18 protein-coding genes are annotated in these 24,165 nt (G+C 66.9%); 9 read left to right on the top strand and 9 right to left on the bottom strand.

The window, feature by feature from the left end; all coding sequences use genetic code 11:
- Positions 1–18: 18 nt before the first annotated feature.
- Positions 19–480 (top strand): DUF3717 domain-containing protein, encoded by a 462-nt coding sequence (locus tag QTI24_RS10670; protein WP_286600290.1) that lies wholly within the window; start codon positions 19–21, stop codon positions 478–480.
- Positions 481–496: 16 nt separating this feature from the next.
- Positions 497–802: a putative signal transducing protein gene (locus QTI24_RS10665; protein ID WP_286600289.1), complete on the top strand. Its 306-nt coding sequence runs from the start codon at positions 497–499 to the stop codon at positions 800–802.
- A 10-nt stretch (positions 803–812) separates the two neighbouring features.
- Here the strand turns inward: QTI24_RS10665 and QTI24_RS10660 are convergent, their stop codons facing one another.
- Genes QTI24_RS10660 through QTI24_RS10645 form a run of 4 tightly spaced genes read right to left on the bottom strand, consistent with a single transcriptional unit; the run spans position 813 to position 4,983 of the window.
- Positions 813–1,373 carry a YaeQ family protein gene (locus tag QTI24_RS10660; protein ID WP_286600288.1) on the bottom strand — a complete coding sequence of 187 codons (561 nt, stop codon included), beginning with the start codon at positions 1,371–1,373 and terminating at the stop codon, positions 813–815.
- The gene (gene purB / locus QTI24_RS10655) at positions 1,373–2,752 is read right to left on the bottom strand and encodes an adenylosuccinate lyase (RefSeq protein ID WP_286600286.1); all 1,380 of its coding nucleotides are present in this window, start codon (positions 2,750–2,752) and stop codon (positions 1,373–1,375) included. Before purB ends, QTI24_RS10660 begins: the two co-directional genes overlap by 1 nt.
- A 36-nt stretch (positions 2,753–2,788) precedes the next feature.
- On the bottom strand, positions 2,789–3,853 hold the full coding sequence (locus QTI24_RS10650; RefSeq protein ID WP_286600285.1) for a M48 family metallopeptidase: 1,065 nt from the start codon (positions 3,851–3,853) through the stop codon (positions 2,789–2,791).
- A complete protein-coding gene (locus tag QTI24_RS10645) occupies positions 3,850–4,983 on the bottom strand; it encodes a YjgN family protein (protein WP_286600283.1) in 1,134 nt (377 codons plus the stop codon). Before QTI24_RS10645 ends, QTI24_RS10650 begins: the two co-directional genes overlap by 4 nt.
- Before the next feature lie 100 nt (positions 4,984–5,083).
- Between QTI24_RS10645 and QTI24_RS10640 the strand changes: the two genes are divergently transcribed.
- Complete coding sequence (locus tag QTI24_RS10640; protein ID WP_286600281.1) at positions 5,084–5,695, top strand: glutathione S-transferase N-terminal domain-containing protein; 612 nt, start codon at positions 5,084–5,086, stop codon at positions 5,693–5,695.
- Positions 5,696–6,046: 351 nt separating this feature from the next.
- Here the strand turns inward: QTI24_RS10640 and QTI24_RS10635 are convergent, their stop codons facing one another.
- The gene (locus tag QTI24_RS10635) at positions 6,047–6,631 is read right to left on the bottom strand and encodes a glutathione peroxidase (RefSeq protein WP_286600279.1); all 585 of its coding nucleotides are present in this window, start codon (positions 6,629–6,631) and stop codon (positions 6,047–6,049) included.
- Positions 6,632–6,758: 127 nt separating this feature from the next.
- Here QTI24_RS10635 and QTI24_RS10630 point away from each other — a divergent pair, with 127 nt between their 5' ends.
- Positions 6,759–7,616 (top strand): ferritin family protein, encoded by an 858-nt coding sequence (locus QTI24_RS10630; RefSeq protein WP_286600277.1) that lies wholly within the window; start codon positions 6,759–6,761, stop codon positions 7,614–7,616.
- Positions 7,617–7,629: 13 nt separating this feature from the next.
- On the opposite strand, the gene QTI24_RS10625 is transcribed toward QTI24_RS10630, so the two are convergent.
- Both QTI24_RS10625 and glnE read right to left on the bottom strand, forming a co-directional pair.
- The gene (locus tag QTI24_RS10625; protein ID WP_286600276.1) at positions 7,630–8,640 is read right to left on the bottom strand and encodes a septal ring lytic transglycosylase RlpA family protein; all 1,011 of its coding nucleotides are present in this window, start codon (positions 8,638–8,640) and stop codon (positions 7,630–7,632) included.
- Between the two features lie 46 nt (positions 8,641–8,686).
- The gene (gene glnE, locus QTI24_RS10620; RefSeq protein WP_286600274.1) at positions 8,687–11,467 is read right to left on the bottom strand and encodes a bifunctional [glutamate--ammonia ligase]-adenylyl-L-tyrosine phosphorylase/[glutamate--ammonia-ligase] adenylyltransferase; all 2,781 of its coding nucleotides are present in this window, start codon (positions 11,465–11,467) and stop codon (positions 8,687–8,689) included.
- A gap of 25 nt (positions 11,468–11,492) precedes the next feature.
- Between glnE and QTI24_RS10615 the strand changes: the two genes are divergently transcribed.
- The 4 genes from QTI24_RS10615 to QTI24_RS10600 all read left to right on the top strand — a co-directional run bounded on the left by QTI24_RS10615 (position 11,493) and on the right by QTI24_RS10600 (position 19,436).
- Complete coding sequence (locus QTI24_RS10615) at positions 11,493–15,662, top strand: YhdP family protein (RefSeq protein WP_286600272.1); 4,170 nt, start codon at positions 11,493–11,495, stop codon at positions 15,660–15,662.
- Positions 15,663–15,696: 34 nt separating this feature from the next.
- On the top strand, positions 15,697–16,512 hold the full coding sequence (locus tag QTI24_RS10610; RefSeq protein WP_286600271.1) for a carbon-nitrogen hydrolase family protein: 816 nt from the start codon (positions 15,697–15,699) through the stop codon (positions 16,510–16,512).
- Between the two features lie 5 nt (positions 16,513–16,517).
- Positions 16,518–18,584 (top strand): two-component system sensor histidine kinase NtrB, encoded by a 2,067-nt coding sequence (locus QTI24_RS10605; RefSeq protein ID WP_503011241.1) that lies wholly within the window; start codon positions 16,518–16,520, stop codon positions 18,582–18,584.
- A gap of 225 nt (positions 18,585–18,809) precedes the next feature.
- Complete coding sequence (locus QTI24_RS10600) at positions 18,810–19,436, top strand: response regulator transcription factor (protein ID WP_286600270.1); 627 nt, start codon at positions 18,810–18,812, stop codon at positions 19,434–19,436.
- A gap of 2 nt (positions 19,437–19,438) precedes the next feature.
- Here the strand turns inward: QTI24_RS10600 and QTI24_RS10595 are convergent, their stop codons facing one another.
- Complete coding sequence (locus tag QTI24_RS10595) at positions 19,439–20,086, bottom strand: YiaD family glycine zipper/OmpA-like lipoprotein (RefSeq protein ID WP_286600269.1); 648 nt, start codon at positions 20,084–20,086, stop codon at positions 19,439–19,441.
- A gap of 365 nt (positions 20,087–20,451) precedes the next feature.
- Here QTI24_RS10595 and mltA point away from each other — a divergent pair, with 365 nt between their 5' ends.
- The gene (mltA, locus tag QTI24_RS10590; RefSeq protein WP_286600268.1) at positions 20,452–21,594 is read left to right on the top strand and encodes a murein transglycosylase A; all 1,143 of its coding nucleotides are present in this window, start codon (positions 20,452–20,454) and stop codon (positions 21,592–21,594) included.
- A 132-nt stretch (positions 21,595–21,726) separates the two neighbouring features.
- Here mltA and QTI24_RS10585 read toward each other — a convergent pair whose 3' ends face one another.
- Positions 21,727–24,135 (bottom strand): PhoX family protein, encoded by a 2,409-nt coding sequence (locus QTI24_RS10585; RefSeq protein WP_286600266.1) that lies wholly within the window; start codon positions 24,133–24,135, stop codon positions 21,727–21,729.
- Positions 24,136–24,165 lie beyond the last annotated feature (30 nt).

Here is a 24,165-nt window from a genome sequence, read left to right as displayed (position 1 = left end):
CGCATTTTTCGTCCCCCCATGGCCGCCATTCACATCACCGACATCGAGGCCGCCATCAACTTCTGGCGCGACAGGAAACCTTCACCCGACGGCATCACGCTCGCGCCCGAGTTGCGCGCGTTGGCCGAGGTCTACGCGCTGATGGTGTTTCATCACGAGGACGAGGTCGACGAGGTCGGCTTCCCGTCCGAGGCCTGGGCCGCCTGGCTCACGTGGTACCACAGCACTCCCGACACGCCTTGCATCGCGATCTGCTCCACCAGCCAGGGCGACGACGAGTGCAAGGGCTGCGGCCGGAGCTTCGGCGAGGTGCAGCATTGGCCCGCGATGTCGCCGGCCGAGAAGCGATCGACATGGCGCCGCATCACCATGAAGGACAGCGCTTGGCGCTTCAATAAGTACGCCGAGCGCGCACGCGAGGCCGAGCATGTGTGGCCCGACGACGATTCCGGCGAAGCGGTACCGGACAAGTCGGACTGACGGACTGACCCTCGCCATGCGCCGCCTCGTGCAAGCCCCCAACCTGGCCATCGCCACGCTGTGGGTGCATGTGCTGCGTGAGGATGGCGTCGAGGCTTCCATCCAGCGCGAGTACCTCGGGGCCGCGGCAGGGCAGTTGCCGCCCGACCAGTGCCTGCCCGAAATCTGGGTCGAGGACGACGAGCAGTACGCGCTCGCCGAGCGCCTGCTGCACGAATTGCGTCATCGCCCCCAACGTCGCTGGCATTGCGTCTGCGGCGAATTGGTCGAAGGCGGCTTCGAGCAGTGCTGGCACTGCGGCGCCATGATGCCGGTGGGGTAGGGGTTGAGCCCTATCTCAGTTCGAGAGGCTCGATGTCGATGTTGTGCGTGCCGTCGCCGAGCATCAGCGCGCCCTCCTGGATCGTCGCCTGCAGTTGCATCGAGCGTTGGGCGAGCGCCGCCAGCGACTGCGAGGCAGCCGTCGGTACGCGGAACACACTGAGGTTCTGCGGCCGCGTCAGCTTGTTCTCGATGCCGCGCCACCAGATATCGGCCGCATGGCTGAAGCAATAGACGATGACTTCATCGGCCTTGCCGCAGGCCTTGATGATGGGCTTGTCTTCCGGCTGTCCGACTTCGATCCACAACTTGACCTCACCGGTGAAGTCGCGCAGCCACACGTCGGGCTCGTCAGGGTTCGACAAGCCAGCGCCGAAGGCCAGCGTGCCGTCGCCGTTGCACACGTCCTGCAGCTTGTACGCATTGAGCGCGAGCGCAGCCAGGCGGATCATCATCCGCTCATCCGTTTCGCTGGGATGGCGCGCGAGCGTCAGGGCATGGTCGGCGTAGTAGTTGTGATCGATGTCGGCGACGGCCAGGTTCGCTTTGAAAATCGTGGACTTGAGCGCCATCAGACCCGCCGCGCCAGTTCGGCCGCCTTGCCGATGTAGCTCGCGGGCGTCATGGCCAGCAGGCGCTCTTTTTCCTCGTCAGGAATGGCGAGCGACCGGATCAGCCCATGCAGCGCCTCGGCCGTCACGGTCTTGCCCCGCGTGACTTCCTTCAGCTGCTCGTAGGCTCCTTGCACGCCGAAACGCCGCATCACGGTCTGGATGGGCTCAGCGAGCACCTCCCACGACGCGTCGAGGTCGTCGGCGAGCGCCTCCTCGTTCAGTTCGAGCTTGCCCAGACCCGTCGCGAGGCTGGCGTAGGCGAGCGCCGCGTAGCCGAATGCCACGCCGATGTTGCGCAGCACGGTGCTGTCGGTCAGGTCACGCTGCCAACGGCTGATGGGCAGCTTTTCGCTGAGGTGGCGCAGCACCGCGTTCGCCAGGCCCAGATTGCCTTCGGCATTCTCGAAGTCGATCGGGTTGACCTTGTGCGGCATCGTCGACGAGCCGATCTCGCCCTTCTTCAGCCGCTGCTTGAAATAGCCGAGGCTCACGTAGCCCCAGATGTCGCGCGAGAAATCGACCAGGATGGTGTTGATGCGCGCCACCGCATCGAACAGTTCGGCCATGTAGTCGTGCGGCTCGATCTGGATGCTGTAGGGCTGGAAAGTGAGCCCGAGGCCCAGCGGCGCCGGTGTTTCGACGACCTTTCGGCTGAAGGCTTCCCAATCGAAGCCGGGCCATGCCGCCATATGGGCGTTGTAGTTGCCGACGGCGCCGTTCATCTTCCCCAGCAACTGCACGGCTGCGATCTGCTCGCGCGCCTTCGCCAGACGCACGGCGACGTTGGCGAGCTCCTTGCCCACGGTGGTGGGGCTCGCGGTCTGTCCGTGGGTGCGGGAGAGCATCGACACGCTGGCGAACTTGCTCGCCATGTCGCGCAAGGTCGCGATCAGGCCATCGATGGCCGGCAGCATCACCTTTTCGCGCGCCGCCTGGATCTGCAGGGCATGGCTGGTGTTGTTGATGTCCTCGCTGGTGCAGGCGAAATGCACGAACTCGGAGGCCGCGAGCAGCTCGGGACGGGCCTCGAACTTCGATTTGATCCAGTACTCGACGGCTTTCACATCGTGGTTGGTGGTCTTCTCGATCTGTTTGATCGCGACCGCATCGGCCTCGGAGAAGTTGGAGACCAGGCTCAGCAGGTACTTGCGAGCACCCCCGGTGAGGGGCTTGAATTCGGCGAAGCCGCAGTCGGAGAGCGCGATGAACCACGCCACCTCGACCTGCACCCGCCGGTGCATATAGCCCTGTTCGCTCATCAGCGGACGCAGCGCCGAGAGCTTGGCCGCGTAGCGGCCGTCGAGGGGAGAAAGTGCGGAGACGGTGGAGAAACTCATGGGCGAATTTTAGGTTGCGCCCCGCAGGAGGCAATTTCAGTCCTCCGGCGCGTCCCGAAAGTAGGCGATCCGCTCCGTGGTCGCCGGGTGCGAGGAGAAGGCGAGACCGATGGCGTCGTCGCCGCTCCGTGTGCCGCGTTGCGCCGTGTCGCGCCAGTGTTCGATGGCCTCGAAGAAGGCGACCATCGCGCGTGGCGGGATGCCCGCGGCGCGCATCAGGCGCAGCGACTCGGCGTCCGCTTCGCGCTCCGCATCGCGCGAATAGCCGAGCGAGGCAAGCACGACCGGCGCGCTGCTGATCAAGGTGCCGTAGTCGCCGACCGCGACCGACGCCGCAAAGCCGATCGCCGAGACCTGCACGAGCTGCCGCATCGCGTGGCGCTTGCGGACATGGCCGAACTCGTGCGCCAGCACGCCGAGCACGGCGTCATCGTTGCCCGGCATCAACGCGACCAGTTCGTCGGTCAGCACGATGGTGCCCCCCGGCAGGGCCAGCGCATTGGGTCCCAGCTGCCGGCCCTGCTCGCGGCTGCGCCGGAATTCGAGCCTCCATGCCGGCGCATCGACCGCATGGGCCGTCTGCACCATCCGCGTGAAGGATTTGCGGATGCGTTCCTGCTCCGCCGGGGCGAGCGCGCCGGGCTGGAGCAGCGACTGGTCGAGTGATTCGAGGACTTGCTCGCCGATCAGCGCGTCGACGCGCTGCGGCACCATCGCGGTCACGCCGCCTGCCACCCAGGGGAGGCCCCATTGGTACATCGCAGCGATGGCTCCCACCAGCAGCACGAAAGCGACGGCGACTCCGCGCCAGCTCTGCTGGGCACGAACCACCCAACTTTCGCCGCGGCCGAGCTGCGCGACCCATGCATCCCACGCGGAAGTGTCGAGCGCCTGCACGCTGGCGCCCTGGGGCAGGCGGGCGATGCGGCCTCCGTGGCGGGTCCGCTCGGGCCAGCGCACCTGGGCGAGGGAGACCGTCAATGGCGGGAAGGTCTCGCCCGGCATGGGGGCGACCGTCAGGGCGTCGTCCTGCACGCACAGGCGCGCCGCATGCGGCTTGCTGCTGCAGCCGTCGAAATAGCGGACGTCGAGGTCGTTCAAATCCCGATGTCCAGGCCGAACAGGTCTGCGGCCATGTCGCCGGCGGCGCCGGGGTTTTCACGTCCCGCCACTTGCATGATCTCATCGAGTGAGATGCGCGTCCGCAGTTCGACGGCGTCGAGCTGGGCCCGGCGAGTGTTCACCACCGCGAAAGGCCAGTAGAGCCCGAGCGTCAGGATGATCAGCAGGTAGTTCTTGCATTGCAGGCGCAGGAAGCCCGGCAGGCGCAAGCCGCTCTTGAAACGCAGCACATTGTTTCCCGTCTTCGACCAGATCAGGTTCTGAAGCCGCACCTGGAGGTAGGACTTGGGAAGGATGTTGAGCAGCAGGATGCCCGCGAATCCCAGCACCACGGACAGTGAGATGAATCCCGCGCCGACTCCGATGCGCTTGCCCGTCAGGATGAAGCCGCCGATGAGGATGCCGGCAGCCAGCAAGGCCAGCAGCGTGACGCCGATGAGCTTGATGAAGATCCCGTAGAGCACGCCCACGTCGGCTTCGAGGCGGGTCTGCAACTGGCCGATCGCGTAATTGCCGTGCTGATAGCGCCTCACACGCCAGAAGAAATAGGGCAGCCCCGCGAAAAAGGCCAGCATCCCGATGCCGATCAGCCCGGATGCCGCGGGCGGCATGCCGCGCGGTGCCATGACGCCGGCCACGGCAACGGGAAGCAGTGCCAGAGCGAGCGGCGGCAGCATGCAGGCATACGCGCCGGGCAGGTCGCCTGCGAAATGAAAGCGCAAGCCGCGCCAGCTCGTATTGGCCAGACGGAAGCGCATGGCGGCACGGAACAACGCCGGCCACAGCGCCACGAAGGCCAGCGCCGCCAGCAGCGCGGCCCAGCCGGAGAAGTTGCTGCCGACCGAGTAGGTGATCAGGAACAGCGCGGCGACCATCGTGCCGCGAAGCATCTTGCGGGGCTCGCCGTGGAAATCGAGCGCATCGCCGTCGACCCAGGTGTTGCTGTAGAAATACTTGAGCTTGCGAACCTTGGCCCACGGAAGATAGATCCCCAGCGTGACCAGAATCAGCAGCAGGTTCACGATCCAGATGCGAAAGTATTCGCTGCCGGTCGCCGTGAATTCGATCGGATGGCGATGCGGGACGCTCGCGCCGGGTTCCAGATTCACTTTCGCTCCATCTTGTCAATGATGGGGCTGGATTCTGCATTGCCGCGTTCCCCTAGAATCAAAGCGCTACAACGATGACCCTGATGGGGGGAAAGCTCGCATGAAACTGATCGGATCCGCTGCCAGTCCTTACGTGCGCAAGGTACGCGTGGTCATGGCCGAAAAGCGGCTCGACTACCAGTTCGTGATCGAAGACGTCTGGTCTGCCGACACCACGATCTCCAGCGCCAATCCGCTCGGCAAGGTGCCCTGCCTGATCATGGACGGCAGCGAAGCGATGTTCGATTCGCGCGTGATCGTCGAATACCTCGACACCCTGTCGCCCGTCGGCAAGCTGATTCCGCAGCAGAGCCGCGAACGCGCCGAAGTCAAGACCTGGGAAGCACTGGCCGACGGCGTGATGGATGCCGGTGTCCTGTGTCGCCTCGAGGCGACCTGGGTGCACCGCGCAGACGGCGAGCGCAGCCAGGCCTGGATCGACCGCCAGCGCGGCAAGGTCCTGGCTGGCATCGCCGCCATGGCCAAGGGCCTTGGCGACAAGCCCTTCTGCAGCGGCATCCACCTGAGCCTGTCCGACATCGCAGTCGGCTGCGCCATCGGTTGGGTCAGCCATCGATTTCCCGAGATCGACTGGCGCAGCGACTACAGCAACCTCGCCCGCCTCTACGACAAGCTCATGCTGCGCCCCAGCTTCGCCGACACCAAGCCCTGAACGACCCGGCACACAAACAGAAAAGCCCCGCACTGCGGGGCTTTTTTCGTGAAACACCGCGGATCCGGCTTTGCCGGTCCGCAGGTGTTGCCCCCGGTCAGGGGGTAGGCGGCTACACGAAGTGAGCAAGCCTGGGGGCGAGTAATAAAAACGTTGCGAGGCGCCCCAAGACGAAGGAGGGAGGGAGGGAGGAGGAGAAGAATCGCCTCGGGATTTCAACCCGGCGGGATCGCCAGGAAGACCTCGCAACATGAAAACGGTCGGGCTGTCCAAGCCCGAACCCGTATGAGGCCGACCCGGGCGGCCCGGTTCCCTCGACAGTGGTAAGCGTTTGTGACGTCCTCAGCCGATTCAGCTCGGACCCAGCGCGCTTTCGACTGCCCGCACGAAGGATCGATCATCCGGCGCCGTCATGCTCGAATACGAGTCGATGACCTTGCCGTCGCGGCCGATCAGGTACTTGTAGAAGTTCCATTTCGGCGTCGTGCCGGACGTCTTCGCCAGTTCCTTGAACAGCGGATTCGCGTCGATGCCCCGCACGGAGGATTTCGCGAACATCGGGAATTTGACGCCGAAGGTACTTTCGCAGAATTCGGCGATTTCCTTATTGGAGCCCGCCTCCTGCGCGAAATCATTCGAAGGAAAACCCAGCACCACCAGTCCGCGCGATCGGTACTTGCTGTCCAGCGCCTCCAGGCCCTTGTACTGAGGCGTGAATCCACAAAAGCTCGCGGTATTCACCACCAGCACCACCTTGCCTGCGTATTGGCAAAGCGGTTGCGGTTTTTCGTCCTGCAGTCTCGGAAAAGTGTGCTGCAGGATGGCCGGACAGCCCGGTGCCGCCGTCTGCGCACTGGCGGCGGCGGGGGAGAGCGAGGCCACCACGATCGCAATCGCAGGAAGAAAAGGCACTGTTGGCCGGATGGGGATTTGCATGGTGTTTTTCCCTCTGTCAAAGAGCACGAAACCGCGCCGTCGAGGCGAGCGTATACGCATCATCGCGCCCTTGTCACGGGTGCGCCAAACCAGCCGACTAAAATCCGACGGCTCAAGAAAGACACCAATGCTCTACCCGGAACTCTTCAGACAACTCGAATCCGTCCGTTGGGACATGGACAAGGATATTCCGTGGCAGTCTTTCGACGCGGCCCTGCTCTCCGAGGAGCAGGCCAAAACCATCAAGATGAACGCGATCACGGAATGGGCCGCCTTGCCGGCCACCGAGATGTTCCTGCGTGACAACCGCCATGACAGCGACTTCTCCGCCTTCATGTCGATCTGGTTCTTCGAGGAGCAGAAGCACTCCCTGGTGCTGATGGAGTACCTCAAGCGCTTCAGCCCGCAGCACGCGCCGACCGAGCAGGAACTGCACGAGGTGCGCTTCGACTTCGACCCCGCTCCGCCGCTCGAGACCCTGATGCTGCATTTCTGCGGCGAAATCCGCCTCAACCACTGGTACCGCCGCGCGGCTGAGTGGCACACCGAGCCGGTCATCAAGCACATCTACACCACGCTGAGCCAGGATGAAGCGCGCCACGGCGGCGCCTACCTGCGCTACATGAAGCGCGCGATGGAAAAGTTCGGCGACGAGGCCCGCTCGGCCTTCACGAAGGTCGGCGTGCTGATGGCCAGCGCGCGCCGCACCGCGCAGGCGTTGCATCCGACCAACCTGCACGTCAACAAGGCGCTGTTTCCGAACGACACCATCCAGAGCCGCGTGCCCGATCCGGATTGGCTCGAGCACTGGCTGGACAAGCAGATCAAGTTCGACTCCGTCTGGGAAAACAAGGTCGGCGATCGCATCCTTCACAACCTGAGCCTGTTGATGAACAGGAGCTTCAAGACCGTGCAGGAACTGAACCGCTATCGCAAGGAACTGGCGGCGTCCTTGGGGCCCAAGCCCGAATACCAAGGGGCCTGACTGTCCGACGGGCCTAACGGCGCTCGACGATGACGGGCGTCAGTTGGAGGCCGTTGCGTACCTGGTCCGCGGTATCGCGCGCCAGTTCTCGCGATGCGTAGGGGCCGGCTTGCAGACGGTGCGTGCCGCGCTCGGTGAATATGTTGAGGGACGGTGTCAGGGCGGGCAGCTCGCGTGCGACCTGCTGCTGGAATCTTGCCGCACCATCGCGCTGGCTGAATGCGCCGAGTTGTACCCAGAATCCTGGCGGCAATGCGGAGGCGATGCCTTCGGTTGAAGGTATGGGGGAGGCGCTCGGTGGCGCCGCTGCCGGCGCCACGAGCGGTGCCATGGGTGGCAGCGCGACGACTTCCATCGTTTCCATGCGCGGGGCGGCTGCAACCGGCGCGGTCCAGGCGGCCGGGACGGAGACGCTGTCCATGGCGGAGGGCGGTTGCACGGAGGCTGCGGATGCGGCGGGCGGCGCACGCTGCGCCAGTTGTGTCGCATCGACGTTACCGCGCCGCCACACGCCGGTGCGGATGTCCGCGTTGGTAATGCGCTCGATTTCAACCGGCGCGACGCCGCGCAGCAGGTCCAGTTTGAGCGCCGCGGTGTAGCTCAGATCGATGACGCGATCGTCGTGGAAGGGTCCCCGGTCGTTCACCCGCACGATCACCTCGCGCCCATTGGCCGGATTGCGCACCCGCACGTAGCTCGGGAGTGGCAGGGTCTTGTGCGCTGCCGTCATCGCGTACATGTCGTAGGGCTCGCCGCTGGCGGTGGACTGGCTGTGGAATTTGCGGCCGTACCACGACGCAAGGCCGCTTTCGCGAAAGGGCCGGTCGTCGACGATCGGTACATAGGACTTGCCGAGCACGACATAAGGCTTGCTCGTGCCGCCGCTGCTGCGGATCGACTCGACGCGCGGCTCGGCATCCGGCACCTGGCTGAGGCCCGAGGGTGGACTGGCGTCCGCACCGTCGCGCCCGATGCCGGAACCGCCCCGCGGGCCGCTTGCACAGCCGGCCAGGAAAAGGAGCATCGCACCCGCGATGCACGCGAGGGCGTGTTGCGACGACAGGCCCCGCTTAGCCAAACACCGCCTTCCACAATGCGAGCATGGCCTCGCGCTCGGCCACGAGCGAGTTCATCGGCACGTGCGTCGGTTCTTCGTTGAGCCGTGCACGGTGCTGCACGCGCCGCAGTTCGCGATAGGCCGACGCCGCGTTCTGGCCGATGCCTTCGGGCAGCAGGCCGGCAGCCTCGGCGCGCAGCAGCAGGGCGATGTTTCCGACATTGGGAATCAGCTCCGGATGCGTCTTCGCCTCCGACAGCACCAGGAACTGCACGGCGAACTCCGCATCGACCATGCCGCCCTCGCTGTGCTTGACGTCGAAGCGGTCGGGTTTCACCGGGCGTGCGGCGCGCACCTTCTCGCGCATCGCAACGATCTCGGCCTTGAGCGCATCGCGATCGCGCGACGCGGTGATCACCGCGTCGCGAATGCGATCGAAGCGATCACCCAGCGACGGATCGCCCAGGACGAAACGCGCGCGCGTCATGGCCTGGTGCTCCCAGGTCCATGCCGTGTTGCTGCCTCGGCCGAGCTGGTATTTCTCGTAGGCCTCGAAGCTGGTCGTGAGCAGACCCGAGTTGCCGTTGGGGCGCAGCGCGGTGTCGATCTCGAAGAGGTCGCCCTCGCGCGTCTTCACCGTGAGCCAGTTGATCAGCTTGCGCACATAGGCCGCGTAGACCTCGCCGGCACGCTCGTCGTCGTCGTCGTAGACGAACACGATGTCGAGGTCGCTGCCGTAGCCCAGCTCTTTTCCGCCGAGCTTGCCGTAGCCGATGATCGCGAACTGCGGATGCTCCCGATGCGGGTTGCGCAGGTGCGGCCAGCACCAGCGTGCCGTGACGCGCAGGACCGAATCGGCCAGGGCGCTCAGATCGTCGGCGACCTGCTCGACGGTGATGCGGCCATCGACGTCGCGCGCGAGCGTGCGGAACAGTTCCGCATGATGCGCATGGCGCAGCAGGTTGAGCAGGCGCTCCTCGTCGGCTTCTCCGGTCCGCGTCAGCGAGACGTGGCGGCTTTCAAGCTCGCTTTCGAACTCAGCCGCGACGAATCGGCCGGACAGCATCTCGTCGCTGGCCAACTCGTCGATCACGCCCGGATGCTGCATGAGATAGCGCGCGGGCCACTTGGCGGAGCCCAGCAGGCGCAGCAGGCGCTCCTGCACCGCCGGCCGCTCGACCAGCAATGCGATGTAGCTGTCGCGGCGCAGCAGGGGCTCGATCCAGTCGGCCCAGCGCAGTGCGGCATCGACGTGGTGGCCGATCTTGCCCGGCGCTTCGCTGTCGGGTTCTCGCAGCCACTGGCCGGTGCGTTGCACCAGTTGGCGAAGGCGCGCGCGCGTTTCGTCGCGCAGCGCCAGGACACGCGGGTTGTCGCACCAGGCCTTGATGCGCTCGCCAAAGGGTTCCTGGAGTTCCTCGATCAGGTCGGCCAGATCGATCACCGGCGCGGCCGAGGACTTTCCGTTGCAATTCGTGCAAGGCTTCTTGCCGCCGAGCAGCTTGTCGAACTCCTGCGCCACGAACTCGCGATGCGCATCGAGTTGCGCCAGGAAGGCGCAGCAGTCCGCATAGCCCATCGACTGGGCGATCCAGCGAACGTCGTCGTCGTTGACCGGCAACACGTGGGTCTGCTGATCGTCCAGGTACTGGATGCGGTGCTCCACACGGCGCAGGAATTCATAGGCTGCGGCCAAGGCATCCGCAGTTTCCTGCGGCATGAGATTGGCGCGGGCCAGCCGTTGCAGCGCATCGAGCGTGGGGCGCGTGCGAAGTTCGGGGAACTGCCCGCCGCGCACCACCTGCAGCAGCTGCACGGTGAACTCGATTTCCCGGATGCCGCCGCGCGACAGCTTGACGTCGTTCGCGCGTTCCGGCCGGCCCGCGCTGCGGCGCGCCGCCTGTTCGCGGATCTGCCGATGCAGGGTGCGCAGCGAGTCGAACACGTTGTAGTCGAGGTAGCGCCGAAAGACGAAGGGCAGCACCACGCCTCGCAGGGCTTGCGCCGAGCGGTCGGCCACCACCGAATAGGGCGCGACGACGCGGCTCTTGAGCCAGGCGAAACGCTCCCACTCCCGGCCCTGCACCTGGAAATACTCTTCCAACGCATCGAGCGAGACCACGCTCGGGCCGGAGTTGCCATTGGGCCGCAGCGCCAGGTCCACGCGGAACACGAAGCCGTGCTCGGTGGTGTCTCCCACCAGCGCATAGATGCGTTTGACTGCGCGCGAGAAGTATTCCTGGTTGGACAGCCGCGCGCGTCCATCGGCATCGCCCTCGGTTTCGCCGTCGTGGTCGTACAAGTAGATGAGGTCGATGTCGCTCGACACGTTCAGCTCGCGTGCGCCGAGCTTGCCCATGCCCACGACCCAGAGCTGCGCGCGTTGGCCCTCGCCGCCGAGCGGTGCGCCATGCAGCGCGTCGAGCTCCGCGCAGGCCTCGCGGCATGCCACGTCGAGCGCGAATTCGGCGAGTTCGGTCACGGCTGTGGTCACGACCGCCAGCGGCGCCTGCGCGTCGCAATCGAGCGTGATGAGCCGCTCCATCACCAGTTGCCTCACGGTGCGCAGCGAATCCGCCACATTGTCCCCGCGCGAGCGAAGGGCATCGTAGGCTTCGGCGATGTGCGCTTTCAGCGGTTCGCCCGGCGGCAGCAATGAAAGTTCGCCCGCGTAGCGACGCCTGAGCCGCTGCACGAAGCGCGAATAGGCGGACAGTGGCGCTGGCGAGTTGGATGCCGGTGGCGACCGATGCGCCATGGCGTCGGTGGAACCCGGGCGGGAGCTGGCGGTCATAATTCCTGCCACAGCGCGATCCTCAATGAACGACACGACGTCTTCCCCTTCACGTCTGCTCAAGATCACCGCTGTGACGGCGCGCTGGTTGTTGGGTTTGTTGCTCGGTGCATGGCTCCTGCTGGCGCTGTCCGTCGTTGTCCTACACATTTGGATTGTGCCGCGAATCGGCGACTACCGCGTCGCGTTGGAGGCGCAGGCCACCCGCGCCATCGGCGTACCGGTCCTCATCGGCTCCATCGCCGCCCGCTCGGGCAGCATCTTTCCTACCGTCGAACTGCGGGACGTGGTGCTGCAGGACGCCCGCAAGCAGGAGGCGCTGCGGCTCGAACGTGTGGTCGCCAGCGTCTCGCCGCGATCGCTGTGGAACCTGAGCTTCGAGCAGCTCTATATAGAAAAGCCCGAGGTCGAGGTGCGGCGCGATGCGCTCGGCAAGCTGCATGTGGCGGGGCTCGATATGTCCACCGACACCACCGGCGGAGGCGACGGCGCCGACTGGTTCTTCGCCCAGCGCGAGGTGGTCGTCCGGGGCGGCACGGTGCGCTGGAGCGATGACCTGCGCAAGACGACCCCGCTGCTGCTGACCGACGTGGAGTTCGTCGCCCGCAACGGCAGCCGGAGCCATTCGATGCGGCTCGATGCCACGCCGCCTGCTGGGTGGGGCGAGCGCTTCACGCTGCGCGGCAAGTTCCGTCAACCGCTCCTGTCGGTCCGCAGTGGCAACTGGCGCACGTGGGACGGCCAGTTGTACGCCGACCTGCCGTACATCGACGTCACGAGGCTCGGCCGCTACGTGGACCTCGATGCGCGGATCCGCGAAGGCAGCGGTGGCATGCGCTTATGGGCCGACGTCAACGACGGCAAGCTCACGGGCGCGGTGTCCGATCTGGCGTTGGCGAAGATCGACGTCTCGTTTGCCAAGGGGCGCCAACCGCTGGTCCTGCGCGGCGTCACCGGGCGCCTCGCCGGCAAGATGACGGACGAGACGCTGGAGTTTTCCACCACCAACCTGCAGTTCGACACCTCCGACGGCATGCGCTGGCCCGGCGGCAACCTGTGGTTCCAGCACACGCCCGCCAAGGGGCGCGTGCCCGAGCGCGGCGCGGTGCGCGCGGACCGTCTCGACCTCGCAGCGATCGCGCTGATCGCCGATCGCCTGCCGCTCGGCGATGCCACGCGCAAGCTCATCGAGTCGTACGAGCCGCAGGGACTGGTCGAGCACATCGATGCGAGCTGGCAAGGCTCGGCGGGTGCGCCCGACAAATACCAGTTTCGCGGCCGCATGAGCAATTTCGGCATCGCCTCGCAGCCCGGCGAGCACGCCGATGCCACGCCGCGCGCAGCCGAAGCGCCCGCCGCGGGCCGGAACGGTTCGCGTCCGGCAGCACCGGCCCATGGAGCGACGGCCGCAGCAGCGACCGAGCCGCCGCCCGTGCCCGTGGGAACGCCCGGCGTGCGTGGCGCCACCATCGACTTCGACGCGAACCAGGCCGGCGGCAGCGCGGCGCTGTCCATCGCGAAGGGCGCGCTGGATTTGCCGGGCGTGTTCGAGGAGGCGGTGGTTCCGATCGAACAGCTCTCCACGCAGCTCCAGTGGAAGCTCGACGGCGAGGCGGTGCAGCTTCAGCTTTCGAACCTGCGCTTTTCCAACGTCGATGCCGATGGTGAGGCGCAGGCCACCTGGCGCACGAGCGATCCCGCCGCGTCGCGCAGTGCCGCGCGCTATCCGGGCGTGCTCGACCTTCAGGGCAAGCTCACGCGCGCCGACGGAACACGCGTCTATCGCTACCTCCCGCTGCACATTCCCAAGCACACGCGCGACTACGTGCGCGATGCGGTCACCAAGGGCACCGCGAGCAGCGTCGATTTCAAGGTCAAGGGCGATCTGCACGACATGCCCTTCATGGACCCGAAGCACGGCGACTTCCGCATCACCGCGCGAGTGGCCGACGTCACGTATGCCTATGTGCCTCCCACACCCGGCACCAAGGTGGTCTGGCCCGCGCTGAACGGGCTGTCCGGCGAGCTGGTCTTCGAGCGGGCCGGCCTGCTGGTGCGCAATGCGCGCGGCCGCATCGTCGGCGCGCCCGGCATCGAGGTGACGAAGGCCGAGGCGCAGATCGCCGACATGGCGCACCATGCGCCGCTGCTCAAGGTCGACGCCCAGGCCAAGGGTCCGCTCGACGAGTTGCTGCGCGCTGGCGCGCCGCTGACGGGCGAGGCCGAGTCCACCCTCGCGGCCATGCGCGCGACCGGCAATGCCGACTACAGACTCCGGCTCGAACTGCCGCTCTCAGCTCTGGACAAATCCAAGGTGCAGGCCAGCGTTGCGCTGTCGGACAACGAGATCCAGCTCTCGCCTCAGGCGCCGACGCTGTCGCAGGCAAAGGGCACGCTGAGCTTCACCGAAAGCGGCTTCTCGTTGGCCAACGTTCAGGCGCGCGCCTTGGGCGGCGCGATGCGCGTCGAAGGCAGCGGTCGCTTCGGCAGCGCCTCGCAGGAACTGAGCTTCCGCGTCCAGGGCACCGTCACCGCCGACGGCCTGCGCGCGGCGCGCGAGGTCGACTGGCTCGCGCGCTTTGCCACCAACACGACTGGCAGCACGCCCTACGCGCTCAACTTCTCGGTGCGTGACGGCGCGACCGAATTCCTGGTCACCAGCACCTTGCAAGGACTCGCGCTGCAACTGCCCCCGCCGCTGACCAAGGCCGCCGACGAATCGATGCCGCTGCGCGTGGAGAAGAAGGTCGTGCTGCGCGAAGCACGACCCGGGTCTGCGTCTTCGGTGCTCCACGACCAGATCTCGGTCGAGCTTGGCCGCGCCGCCTCGGTGATCTATGTGCGGGACATCTCCGGCGCCGAGGCGCGCGTGCTGCGCGGCGGCATCGGTATCGGCTTGGCGGCCGGGGAATCGGCGGCCCCGCCGGAGCGCGGCGTTTTCGCGAACCTGCGTTTCACGCGGCTCGACGTGGGTGCGTGGCAGTCGATCTTCGGTGCGGCGACCGGCAAGGCGTCCGAGACGGCAGCCACGCCGGACGGCGCGGTCGATGCGCTTTCCTACCTGCCCACCATCATCGCGCTGCGCGCTCAGGAACTCGTGCTGGGCGGCCGGACACTGCACAACGTCGTGCTCGGCGGCACGCGCGAGGGCCAGCTCTGGCGGGCCAACGTAGATGCCACCGAACTCAGCGGCTACGCCGAATACCGGCATGACCAGGCGGGGCGTCTCTACGCGCGGCTTGCGCGGCTCAAGATTGCACGCAGCGAAGCCACGGCGGTCGAGTCGCTGCTGGACGAACAGCCCAGCACCTTGCCCGCGCTCGACATCGCCGTCGAGGACTTCGAACTGTTCGGGCATCGTCTCGGACGGGCTGAGATCGAGGCGGTCAACCGTGGCGGCGCCGGTCGCGAATGGCGGCTCAACCGGCTGGCCCTCATCAATCCGGATGCCACATTCACCGCGCAGGGCACTTGGGCAGCGCCGGCCGGCAGCACCCCGGTGACCGGGCGCGACCAGCGTCGCACCAGCATGGATTTCAAGCTCGAGATCGCCGACGCCGGCGCGCTGCTCACGCGATTCGGCATGAAGGACGTCGTGCGGCGCGGGCGCGGCCGGCTCGAAGGCGATGTGCAGTGGACCGGATCGCCCTTCTCCCTGGACTATCCGAGCCTGAGCGGACAACTGCAGATCAACGTCGAAACGGGGCAGTTCCTCAAGGCCGACCCGGGCATGGCCAAGTTGCTCGGCGTGCTCAGCCTCCAGGCCCTGCCGCGGCGGCTCACGCTGGATTTCCGCGATGTCTTCAGCCAGGGCTTTGCCTTCGACTTCCTGCGCGGCGACGTCAGGATCGACCAGGGCGTGGCGTCCACCAACAACCTGCAGATGAAAGGCGTGAATGCCGCCGTGCTGATGGACGGCTCCGCGGACCTCGCGCGCGAGACGCAGAACATCCGCGTCGTCGTGGTGCCCGAAATCAGCGCGGGCACGGCGGCACTGGTCGCGACGGCCATCAACCCGGCCATCGGCATCGGCGCCTTCCTCGCGCAGATGGTGTTGAGCAGGCCGTTGGTCGCCGCCGCAACGCAGGAGTTCCAGATCGACGGCACCTGGACCGACCCCAAGATCACCAGGATGCCGCGACGCTCGACGCCCGAGGCCCTGAGCACACCACCGGCAGTGCCCACCTTGCGCTAGAACAACCCCAAGGACAAAGACAAGGAGATTCGCCATGAAAGTCGCAGCGATCCAGATGGTGTCGGCCATCGCACGCGAGGCCAACCTGGCGCGTGCCCATGCGCTGCTGGCCGAGGCGGCATCGGCAGGCGCCGAACTCGCCGTGCTTCCCGAGTACTTCTGCATGATGGGCGCGCGCGACACCGACAAGCTCGCGTTGCGCGAGACCGCTGGCGCGGGGTCGGTGCAAAGCTTCCTGGCCGATGCCGCGCGCGAGTTCGGGCTGTGGATCGTCGGCGGCACGTTGCCGCTCGAGACGGACGACGACAGCCACGTGTTCAACAGCTCGCTGGTCTATGCGCCGGACGGCGCCTGCGTCGCGCGCTACGACAAGATTCACCTGTTCTTCTTCGACAACGGCCGCGAGTGCTACGACGAAGGACGCGTCATCGCCCCGGGTTCGCAGCCCATGTGCTTCGACCTGCCCTCGCGCGACGGCCATCGCTGGCGCGTGGGCCTGAGCGTGTGCTACGACCTGCGCTTTCCCGAGTTGTATCGTGCGTTGGCTCGGCAGGGTGCCGAACTGATGGTCGTGCCCAGCGCCTTCACGCGCACCACCGGCGCCGCGCACTGGGAAGTGCTGCTGCGCGCGCGTGCGATCGAGAACCTCGCCTGGGTCGTCGCGCCCGCGCAGGGCGGCACGCACGAGAACGGGCGCCACACCTGGGGTCAGTCGATGGTGGTCGATCCCTGGGGCACTGTGGTGGCGCAGCAAGCCGTCGATGAGGCCGTCGTGCTGTTCGACATCGATGCGCAGCGGGTCGAGCGGGCGCGCACGCAACTGCCGGCGCTCTCCCACTGCGTGCTCTGACGCCGGTGTCCTCGCCTCCACTGCCCGTCGCCCGCGTTCTCCGTCCCGCGTTCGCGCGGCTGCGGTTCCTGCGCTCCGTGTGGCGGCGCTGGTTCCTGTGGGTGTTGCTGGCCGTGCTGGTGCTGGTGCTGCTCGTCACCGTCGTGTGGTTGGCCGGTAGACACGAGGTCGAGCAAACCCAGAACGTGCTCGATCGCGACACGGCCGATGCCGTGTCCGACCTGCGCGTCGGCCTGCAGCGCAATGCGCAGACGCTGCGCGCATCGCTTGGTAACGGCGTGGACCGCGAGCAATGGGAAGCGCGTGGGGCCGACTTGCTGCGTGAACACCGCGAATGGCTGCGGCTCGAATGGCGCGACGCGGCACTGCAGCTGCGCGGCGCGGTCGACACGCCCTATCGCCGGCACGCGTTCGAGGATGCCCGCAGAGGTGCGGACCAACCCGACGTGCTGCTGGCCTGCGCCGCCGCGCGCAAGCTGGGCGCGCCTGCGTATTCGCCGAGCCACTACGTCCCGTTCTCCCAGGGGACCGGCTTCGAAGTGATGGAGTTGTGCCTGCCGGTGGAAGGCGGGGGCTACCTCGTGGCTTCCTACTCGCTGCGCGACACGCTGATCGAACTCGTGGCGCCCACGCTCAGCCGTGGGCAGGAAGTCGCCTTTACCGAAGCCGACGGCACCCGGCTCGTGGCCATTGGCGCACCGCGCCGCGTGGGCTCGCGCGTGTTCACGGCCCAGCAACTGATCGACCTGCCGGGCGCCACCATGATGCTGCGCGTGGATGGCTGGCGGGCCGTGCCGGATCTGTTCCCGAACATGCTGACCGCGCTGGTCACGGCGATCTCGATCGCGCTGGTGTCGGTGCTGGTTCTGCTCGCGCGCGACACGCGAAGACGGCTGCGCGCCGAGCGCGATCTGGCCGATGCGCTGGCGTTCCGCAAGGCCATGGAAGACTCCGTCATCACGGGGTTGCGCGCGCGGGATCTCCAGGGTCGCATCACCTACGTGAATCCCGCGTTCTGCGAGATGGTGGGCTTCGGCGTCGACGAACTCATGTCCAGCGATGGCGAGGCGCCGTACTGGCCGACCGAACTCGCGCACGAATATCAGCGCCGGCAGGCGGTGCGCTTGGCCGGCGCGATGCCGCCGCGCGAAGGTTTCGAGTCGGTCTTCATGCGCAAGGACGGCACCCGCTTTCCGGTGCTGATCTTCGAGGCGCCGCTGATCAATGCGCAAGGATCCCAGACCGGCTGGATGAGCGCCTTCATCGACATCAGCGAGCAGCGCCGCATCGAGGAACTGTCGCGCGCCAGCCAGGAGCGCCTGCAGGCCAGCGCGCGACTGGCGACCGTCGGCGAAATGGCCTCGCTGCTCAGCCACGAACTCACGCAGCCGCTGGCGGCGATCGCGAGCTATGCCAGCGGCTCGCTCAACCTGCTGGGCGCCGATCGCTCGCAGCAGCGCAGCGGCGACCACGACGAGGTCGCGATGGCGGTGCGCCGCATCGCGGAGCAGGCCGATCGCGCCGGCCAGGTGATCCGCAGCGTGCATGACTTCGTGCGCCGGCGCGACCGCACGCGCGAGGCGGTCGCGCCGCATGCATTGGTCGACGCGGTGCTGCCCCTGGTGCGCCTGCAGGCGCGCAAGCTCGGCGTTCGCGTCGAACTGGCGCTCGAAGACCGGCTCCCTCCGGTGTTCTGCGATCGCACGCTGGTCGAGCAGGTGCTGCTCAACCTCGCGCGCAATGGGATGCAGGCGATGGACATGCCCGAGCTGACGGAACGCGTGCTGCGCCTCAGGGTCGTGCGCGCGGGCAGCGTCGGGCGGGACGGCGAGGGCGCAACGGCCGCCGATGCGCGCCGCTGGATGGAGTTTTCCGTCGCGGATGTCGGTTGCGGCATCAGCGCGGAGGTCGCCGGGAGACTCTTCACTCCCTTCTTCACCACGCGACCCGATGGAATGGGCCTGGGGCTGAGCCTGTGCCGCACGGTGGTCGAGCAGCACGGCGGCGTCCTGATGTTCGAACCCCAGCGGCCGCGTGGCACCATTTTTCGTTTCACGCTACCGGTAACATGACACACCCCCAGGCTTGCCCACTTCGTGTGGCCGCCCACCCCCTTGCCGGGGGCAATACCGGCAGTCCGGCCAAGCCGGTTCTGCGGTATTCCTGGAAGGAGGCGCCGCACGGCGGCCTCTGTTTGGGAAATACCGCGGGCCGGCTTGGCCGGGCTGCCGGTATTGTCCCCGGCAGGGGGTGGCGAAGCGACACGAAGTGCGCGCAGCCTGGGGGCGAGCCACAAGATGCAACCTCTGATTGACGCGCTGATTTTTATCGTTGACGACGACGCCAGCGTTCGCGAGGCGCTGGCTTGGCTGCTGCGTTCGCGTCGGCTGGTGAGCGAGAACTTCGCGAGCGCCGAGGCGTTCGAGGCGCGCCTGGCGGACGAGCCGTTGCGCGATCAGCCGCATTGCCTGTTGCTCGACGTGCGAATGCCGGGGACCAGCGGACTGGTGCTGTTCGACCGTCTTCAGGAGCGAGGGCTGCTGGAAGCGATGCCGGTCATCTTCCTGACCGGGCATGCCGATGTGCCGACGGCCGTGGATGCGGTCAAGCGCGGCGCGTTCGACTTCTGCGAGAAGCCGTTTTCCGACAACGCGCTGGTGGACCGCATCGAGCATGCGTTGGGGGCTTCGTTGCGCGCCATCGAGGCGCGGCGCACGCGGCAACTCCTGAAGCACCGCATCGATGAGCTGACCGAGCGCGAACGCGACGTGATGCGTTGCGTGGTCGAGGGGCTGCCCAACAAGCTGATTGCAGAGCAGCTTTCGATCAGCGTGCGCACGGTGGAAGTCCACCGCGCGCGCCTGTTCGAGAAGATGGAAGTCAAGTCAGCCGTCGAACTGGCCAACCTGCTTCGAGGGGTCTGAGGTCAGGCCGGCGAGCGCTCGCCGACGAAGATCTCCACACGGCGGTTCTGCGCGCGGCCGGCATCGGTGTTGTTGTCCGCGACTGGTTCACGCGAGCCGCGGCCTTCGATGCGGAACGCGGTCGGCGACACACCGCGCGCGACCAGGTAGTCGCGCGTCGCCGCGGCGCGTTCGATCGACAGCGGGTTGTTGATGGCGTCGGTGCCCGTGCTGTCGGTGTGGCCGATGATGCGCACGTCGGCGTTCGGGTTGTTGCGCAGGCCGCTCGCGAACTGGTCGAGGATCGGCGAGAAGTTGGGTTTGATCGCCGAGCGGCCCACGTCGAAGGAGATGTCGCTCGGGATCGCGAGCTTCAGCTCGTTGTTCGGGGTCTGCGTCACGGCAACGCCTGTGCCCTTGGTGGCGGCTTCCATCTGACGCTTCTGGTTCTCCATGCGCTGGGACCACAGGTAGCCGCCTGCTGCACCGGCCAATGCACCGATCGCCGCACCAGTGCCAGCCTTGCCGCCGGCCACGCCGCCGATTGCTGCACCGGCCAGTGCGCCCCCGCCGGCGCCGATGGCCGTGTTGCGTTGCGTGTCGGTCATGCCGCCCGCGCAGCCCGAAAGAACGATGGCTGCGGCAGCGGTGGCGAGTACGAATTTTTTCATGTGTCAGTCCCTTTCGACCGTGAAAACAAAAAGAGCGCCGATTATCCCGAGCGCCCAAGGCGAATTGGCTCGATCCGGCGTTTCCGCGTGTAACGTCCGATTTCGGCGGTGCGCCGGGAAAGCATGCGAGATCTCGCACTGTTGCTATGAAATGAATAGCACGCGAGTCGCCGGCCGACATGACGAAGCGACATGGAGCTACGCGAATTCAATCGCGCCGCGGCGGCTCCTCGGATGACGCTGCATCGTCATCGGCCTCGGACTCTTCATGCAGCTCGCCGCGCTTGCGGCCTGAGAACATGGTCCACCAGATGATCAGGATGAACACGATTCCCGCGCCAAGTGCTTCAAGCAAAATCAGACCCATGAACAAAGGACTCCAGTGGCTGGTAGGGCTCGCGATCGTAGCAACGCTCGCCGGCTGCTCCACCGGCACACGGCAGCCCGACGCGCCTGCCCCTACGACGACACCGTCCACGAGCCCTTCGCGCGACCTGGGCCCGCTCACCGGCTCGCTCGCACATCCCAAGAGCCGGTGGGTGCCGGTCGCGTGGTCCGAGCTGCCCGGCTTCAACGACGATGCATTGCACGAGGGCTGGGTCGCGATGCTGTCGAACTGCACGCGACCCAACGCCGCCTTCGCGCCTCTGTGTCGCGAAGTGCGCCAGCTGTCGCTTGCGGAGACCGTGGAGCAGCGCGAGTGGATGATGCAGCGTCTGCAGCCGTACCGGGTCGAGTCGCACTCGGGACCGACCGATGGCAAGCTCACCAGCTACTACGAGCCGGTGTTCGATGCCACGCGCCGGCCGACCGCGACGAACACCGTGCCGCTGTACCAGACGCCCGTGGGCCTGGTGCCGAAGCGCCCGTGGTTCACGCGGCAGGAGATCGACACACTCCCGCAAGCCCAGGCCGCGCTGCGCGGACGCGAGATCGCATGGCTCGTCGACCCCATCGACGCGCTCATGCTGCACATCCAGGGCTCGGGGCGCCTGCGCATCACCGAGCCCGACGGCTCGCAGCGCATGGTGCGCGTGGCTTTCGCCGCCACCAACGAGCAGCCTTATCGCAGCGTGCAGCAGTGGTTGGTGAGCCAGGGCGCGACCAAGGTCAGCCTGTGGCCCGACGACACCAAGCAGTGGGTGGCGCAGAACCCGCAGCGGCTGCAGCCCTTGCTGTGGAGCAATCCGCGGTACGTGTTCTTTCGCGAAGAGCCTCTGAGCGAGGTCGATGCGTCCTCGGGGCCGGTGGGTGCGCAGGGCGTGCCGCTCACCGCGGGGCGCTCGATCGCGGTGGACCGCGACAGCATTCCCTACGGCACGCCGGTCTGGCTCGCCTCGCCCGGCCCGACCGTGTCGCTGGCCAAGCTGGTGGTGGCGCAGGACACGGGCAGTGCCATCGTCGGGGCGGTGCGGGCCGACTATTTCGCGGGCACCGGTGCCGACGCGGGTCGCTTTGCGGCGCGGATGAACCAGCCGCTTCGCTTGTGGGCGCTTTGGCCTAAATAAGAACGCCCCCCAGCCTCGCCCACTTCGTGTGGCTCGGGCACCCCCCTGCCGGGGGGCAACACCGGCGGACCGGCTGAGCCGGATCCGCGGTGTTTCACGAGGGGGCGGCTTGGCTTCGCCGGCTGCTTTGGACTACAGGCCGATGATGCCGCCGTCGTCTTTGGTGATCATCACCGTTGCCGAGCGGGGGCGTGCCGTGCTGCCGCCTGCGCCGTAGGGCGTCACACCGGCGCCGTTGCCGGGCCAGTGGCTTTCGTACTTGGCGGGCGTGGCGATGTTGGCTGCGGCGGTGTTCTCACCCGGGTGCTGGATGTTGATGAACAGCGCCTTGCCGTCCGGCGATTCGGCCAGGCCGGTCACTTCCGCGCCCAGGGGGGCGGTGAGAAAGCGCTTGAAGATCGTGTCGTTCATCTTCTTGCCCGCAAACGTGCTCACGGTCACCGGGCCGGTGCCGGCTGCGCCGGGCTTGCCGTTGGCCTGGTTGACCACGTCGATCTTGCCGCCGTCGCCGTACTCGCCCGGGATCGCCGCCAGCAGCATGCAGTTGGTGACGTCGGTGTAGGCGTTGTCGTCGGTCTCGATCCAGAGGATGCCGCTGGCGCGCGAGAACCAGCAGCCGTCGGGCTTGGAGAAGTCGTTGAAGTCGGAGAGGCCCGACAGGTTCACGTTCTGCTGGTAGTTCACGTCGTCGAGACCGGCATCCGCCCTGGCTTGGCTGCCGAACAGGAAGATGTCCCAGTTGAAGGTGGGGGCCGATGCGTCGTTGCCAGTCTCGCGAATGCGCATCACCTGTCCGTTCACGTCGCCCTTGGAGACCGACGCCGCTGCGTTCTGCGTCGAGATGCCCTTGTTGTCGAGCCAGTAGCGCGGGAAGGCCGGATCCACGTCCGGGTTCGGCACGTTGTTGCTGCTGGTCGTGCCGACCGAGCCGCGATCGGGGTTCTCGGTCATCGTGATGTAGATCTCGCCGTTCTTCGGATTCACGGCGGTCCATTCGGGCCGGTCGCACTTGGTGGCGCCGGCGGCATCGGCGGCGAGCCGTGCATTGACAAGCACGTCGGCGAGGTCGGCAAAGGCGTACGCGCTGTTGCCTGAAATGGCGGTGTTGCTCAGGTCGAGCTTGAGCCACGTACCCGATCCGTCGGCGTTGAACTTCGCCGCGTAGAGCGTACCGTCATCGAGGTACTTGCTGCCGGTAGCGAGGCGGTCCGCGGGGTTCGCGTCGGCCGCGCTCCACACGGCCTTCGATACATACTTGTAGACGTACTCGCTGCGCGAATCGTCACCCATGTAGAACGCCAGCGGCTTGCCGACCACAGGGTTGCTCGGCCATGCGCCTTCATGTGCGAAGCGGCCGAGCGCGGTGTGCTTGACGGGCGTCGATGCCGGGTTGTACGGATCGATCTCCACCACCCAGCCGAAGGTGTTGGCTGTGTTGCGGAAGTCGTCCGTGCCGTCCGCCGATGCGCCGATGTTGCTGGTGTCCCAGCGTGCGTATTCGGTGTCGGCGTTGTCGGCCGGCACGACGGTGGCCCAGCGTTGACCGCCGGCGGCGCCTTGCGCGAGACCGATCCGCTTGAAGGCGACCAGTTCCTTGGCGCTGCGCTTCGCGTCGTCGGCGGAGCCGCGGCGGAAGAAGCCCGCGAAGTTCTCTTCACAGGTGAGGTAGGTGCCCCAGGGCGTGTAGCCCGATGCGCAGTTGCCGATCATGCCGCGCGTGCCGGTGCCGGCGGGCGAATACACGGTCTTGAGCAGCGCGGAGCCGCGTGCCGGGCCGCCGAATTCCATCGGCGTGCGCGGCGTGACGCGGCGGTTGAAGGTCGAGTTCTTGACCACGGTGAACTTTCCGCCCGCCTTGGCGATCTCCACCACCGAAGCGCCGTGCGCTTCCACCTCCTTCAGTGCCTCGGCTTCGGGACGCGGACCGGCACTGGAGCTGATGTTGGTCTGCCCGTTCGGATGCATGAACATCACGGTGCCGTTGATGGCCTCGTGGTTGATGCACATCAGCGCGCGTTCGGTGCTGGACAGGGACGGCTTGCTGTCGGGGGTCAGGCCGAAGTAGTGCATGCCGTCGTGCTGGTCGCCGCTGCGGCGGCCGAAGGTGTCGTCGCTGCCGTCGTTCTTGTAGTCGGTGATGGCAGGGTCGATCGAATCGCCCGTCGCGTAGATCACGGTGGCGGTATAGCCGGGCGGCACTGTGATGCGGTCCGCGAGATCCTTGCCCACGGCGGAGAAGCCGAGCTTGGGTTCGGCCGCAGGCGCTGGCGCCGGGGCGGGAGCAGGCGACGCCGGCGCGGGGGCAGGCGCAGGAGCAGGCGGGAAGACGGGGAACCCGTCGCTTCCACCGCCGCAGGCGCTCAGCGCCAGAGGGCCGAGCGTCGCGGCCGTCAGCGCACCGACGCCGCCGCGCAGCAGATGGCGACGGTGCATGCGCGATGCGATGACTTCGTGAAGGCTGGTGTTCGAGGTCGGGTTGTTGTCCAGATCGTCCGGATCGATGAACTCGTTCGGAGCGGGAGGTGTGGGCAGATTTTTCATCGTGAAGGCTTGGCTGACGGGAGCCCGACC

Source organism: Variovorax sp. J22P240, from assembly GCF_030316855.1.
In the GTDB taxonomy this organism is placed as follows: domain Bacteria; phylum Pseudomonadota; class Gammaproteobacteria; order Burkholderiales; family Burkholderiaceae_C; genus Variovorax.
This window is presented reverse-complemented; position numbering and strand designations above follow the sequence as displayed.

What these genes read in the sequence shown, in the direction of transcription:
- mltA (WP_286600268.1), top strand. Translation starts at nt 20,452, where the DNA reads ATGAACAAAGGACTCCAGTGGCTGGTAGGGCTCGCGATCGTAGCAACG.
- QTI24_RS10595 (WP_286600269.1), bottom strand. Translation starts at nt 20,086, where the DNA reads ATGAAAAAATTCGTACTCGCCACCGCTGCCGCAGCCATCGTTCTTTCG.
- purB (WP_286600286.1), bottom strand. Translation starts at nt 2,752, where the DNA reads ATGAGTTTCTCCACCGTCTCCGCACTTTCTCCCCTCGACGGCCGCTAC.
- QTI24_RS10660 (WP_286600288.1), bottom strand. Translation starts at nt 1,373, where the DNA reads ATGGCGCTCAAGTCCACGATTTTCAAAGCGAACCTGGCCGTCGCCGAC.
- QTI24_RS10630 (WP_286600277.1), top strand. Translation starts at nt 6,759, where the DNA reads ATGCTCTACCCGGAACTCTTCAGACAACTCGAATCCGTCCGTTGGGAC.
- QTI24_RS10670 (WP_286600290.1), top strand. Translation starts at nt 19, where the DNA reads ATGGCCGCCATTCACATCACCGACATCGAGGCCGCCATCAACTTCTGG.
- glnE (WP_286600274.1), bottom strand. Translation starts at nt 11,467, where the DNA reads ATGACCGCCAGCTCCCGCCCGGGTTCCACCGACGCCATGGCGCATCGG.
- QTI24_RS10665 (WP_286600289.1), top strand. Translation starts at nt 497, where the DNA reads ATGCGCCGCCTCGTGCAAGCCCCCAACCTGGCCATCGCCACGCTGTGG.
- QTI24_RS10640 (WP_286600281.1), top strand. Translation starts at nt 5,084, where the DNA reads ATGAAACTGATCGGATCCGCTGCCAGTCCTTACGTGCGCAAGGTACGC.
- QTI24_RS10585 (WP_286600266.1), bottom strand. Translation starts at nt 24,135, where the DNA reads ATGAAAAATCTGCCCACACCTCCCGCTCCGAACGAGTTCATCGATCCG.
- QTI24_RS10615 (WP_286600272.1), top strand. Translation starts at nt 11,493, where the DNA reads ATGAACGACACGACGTCTTCCCCTTCACGTCTGCTCAAGATCACCGCT.
- QTI24_RS10625 (WP_286600276.1), bottom strand. Translation starts at nt 8,640, where the DNA reads ATGCTCCTTTTCCTGGCCGGCTGTGCAAGCGGCCCGCGGGGCGGTTCC.
- QTI24_RS10610 (WP_286600271.1), top strand. Translation starts at nt 15,697, where the DNA reads ATGAAAGTCGCAGCGATCCAGATGGTGTCGGCCATCGCACGCGAGGCC.
- QTI24_RS10600 (WP_286600270.1), top strand. Translation starts at nt 18,810, where the DNA reads ATGCAACCTCTGATTGACGCGCTGATTTTTATCGTTGACGACGACGCC.
- QTI24_RS10635 (WP_286600279.1), bottom strand. Translation starts at nt 6,631, where the DNA reads ATGCAAATCCCCATCCGGCCAACAGTGCCTTTTCTTCCTGCGATTGCG.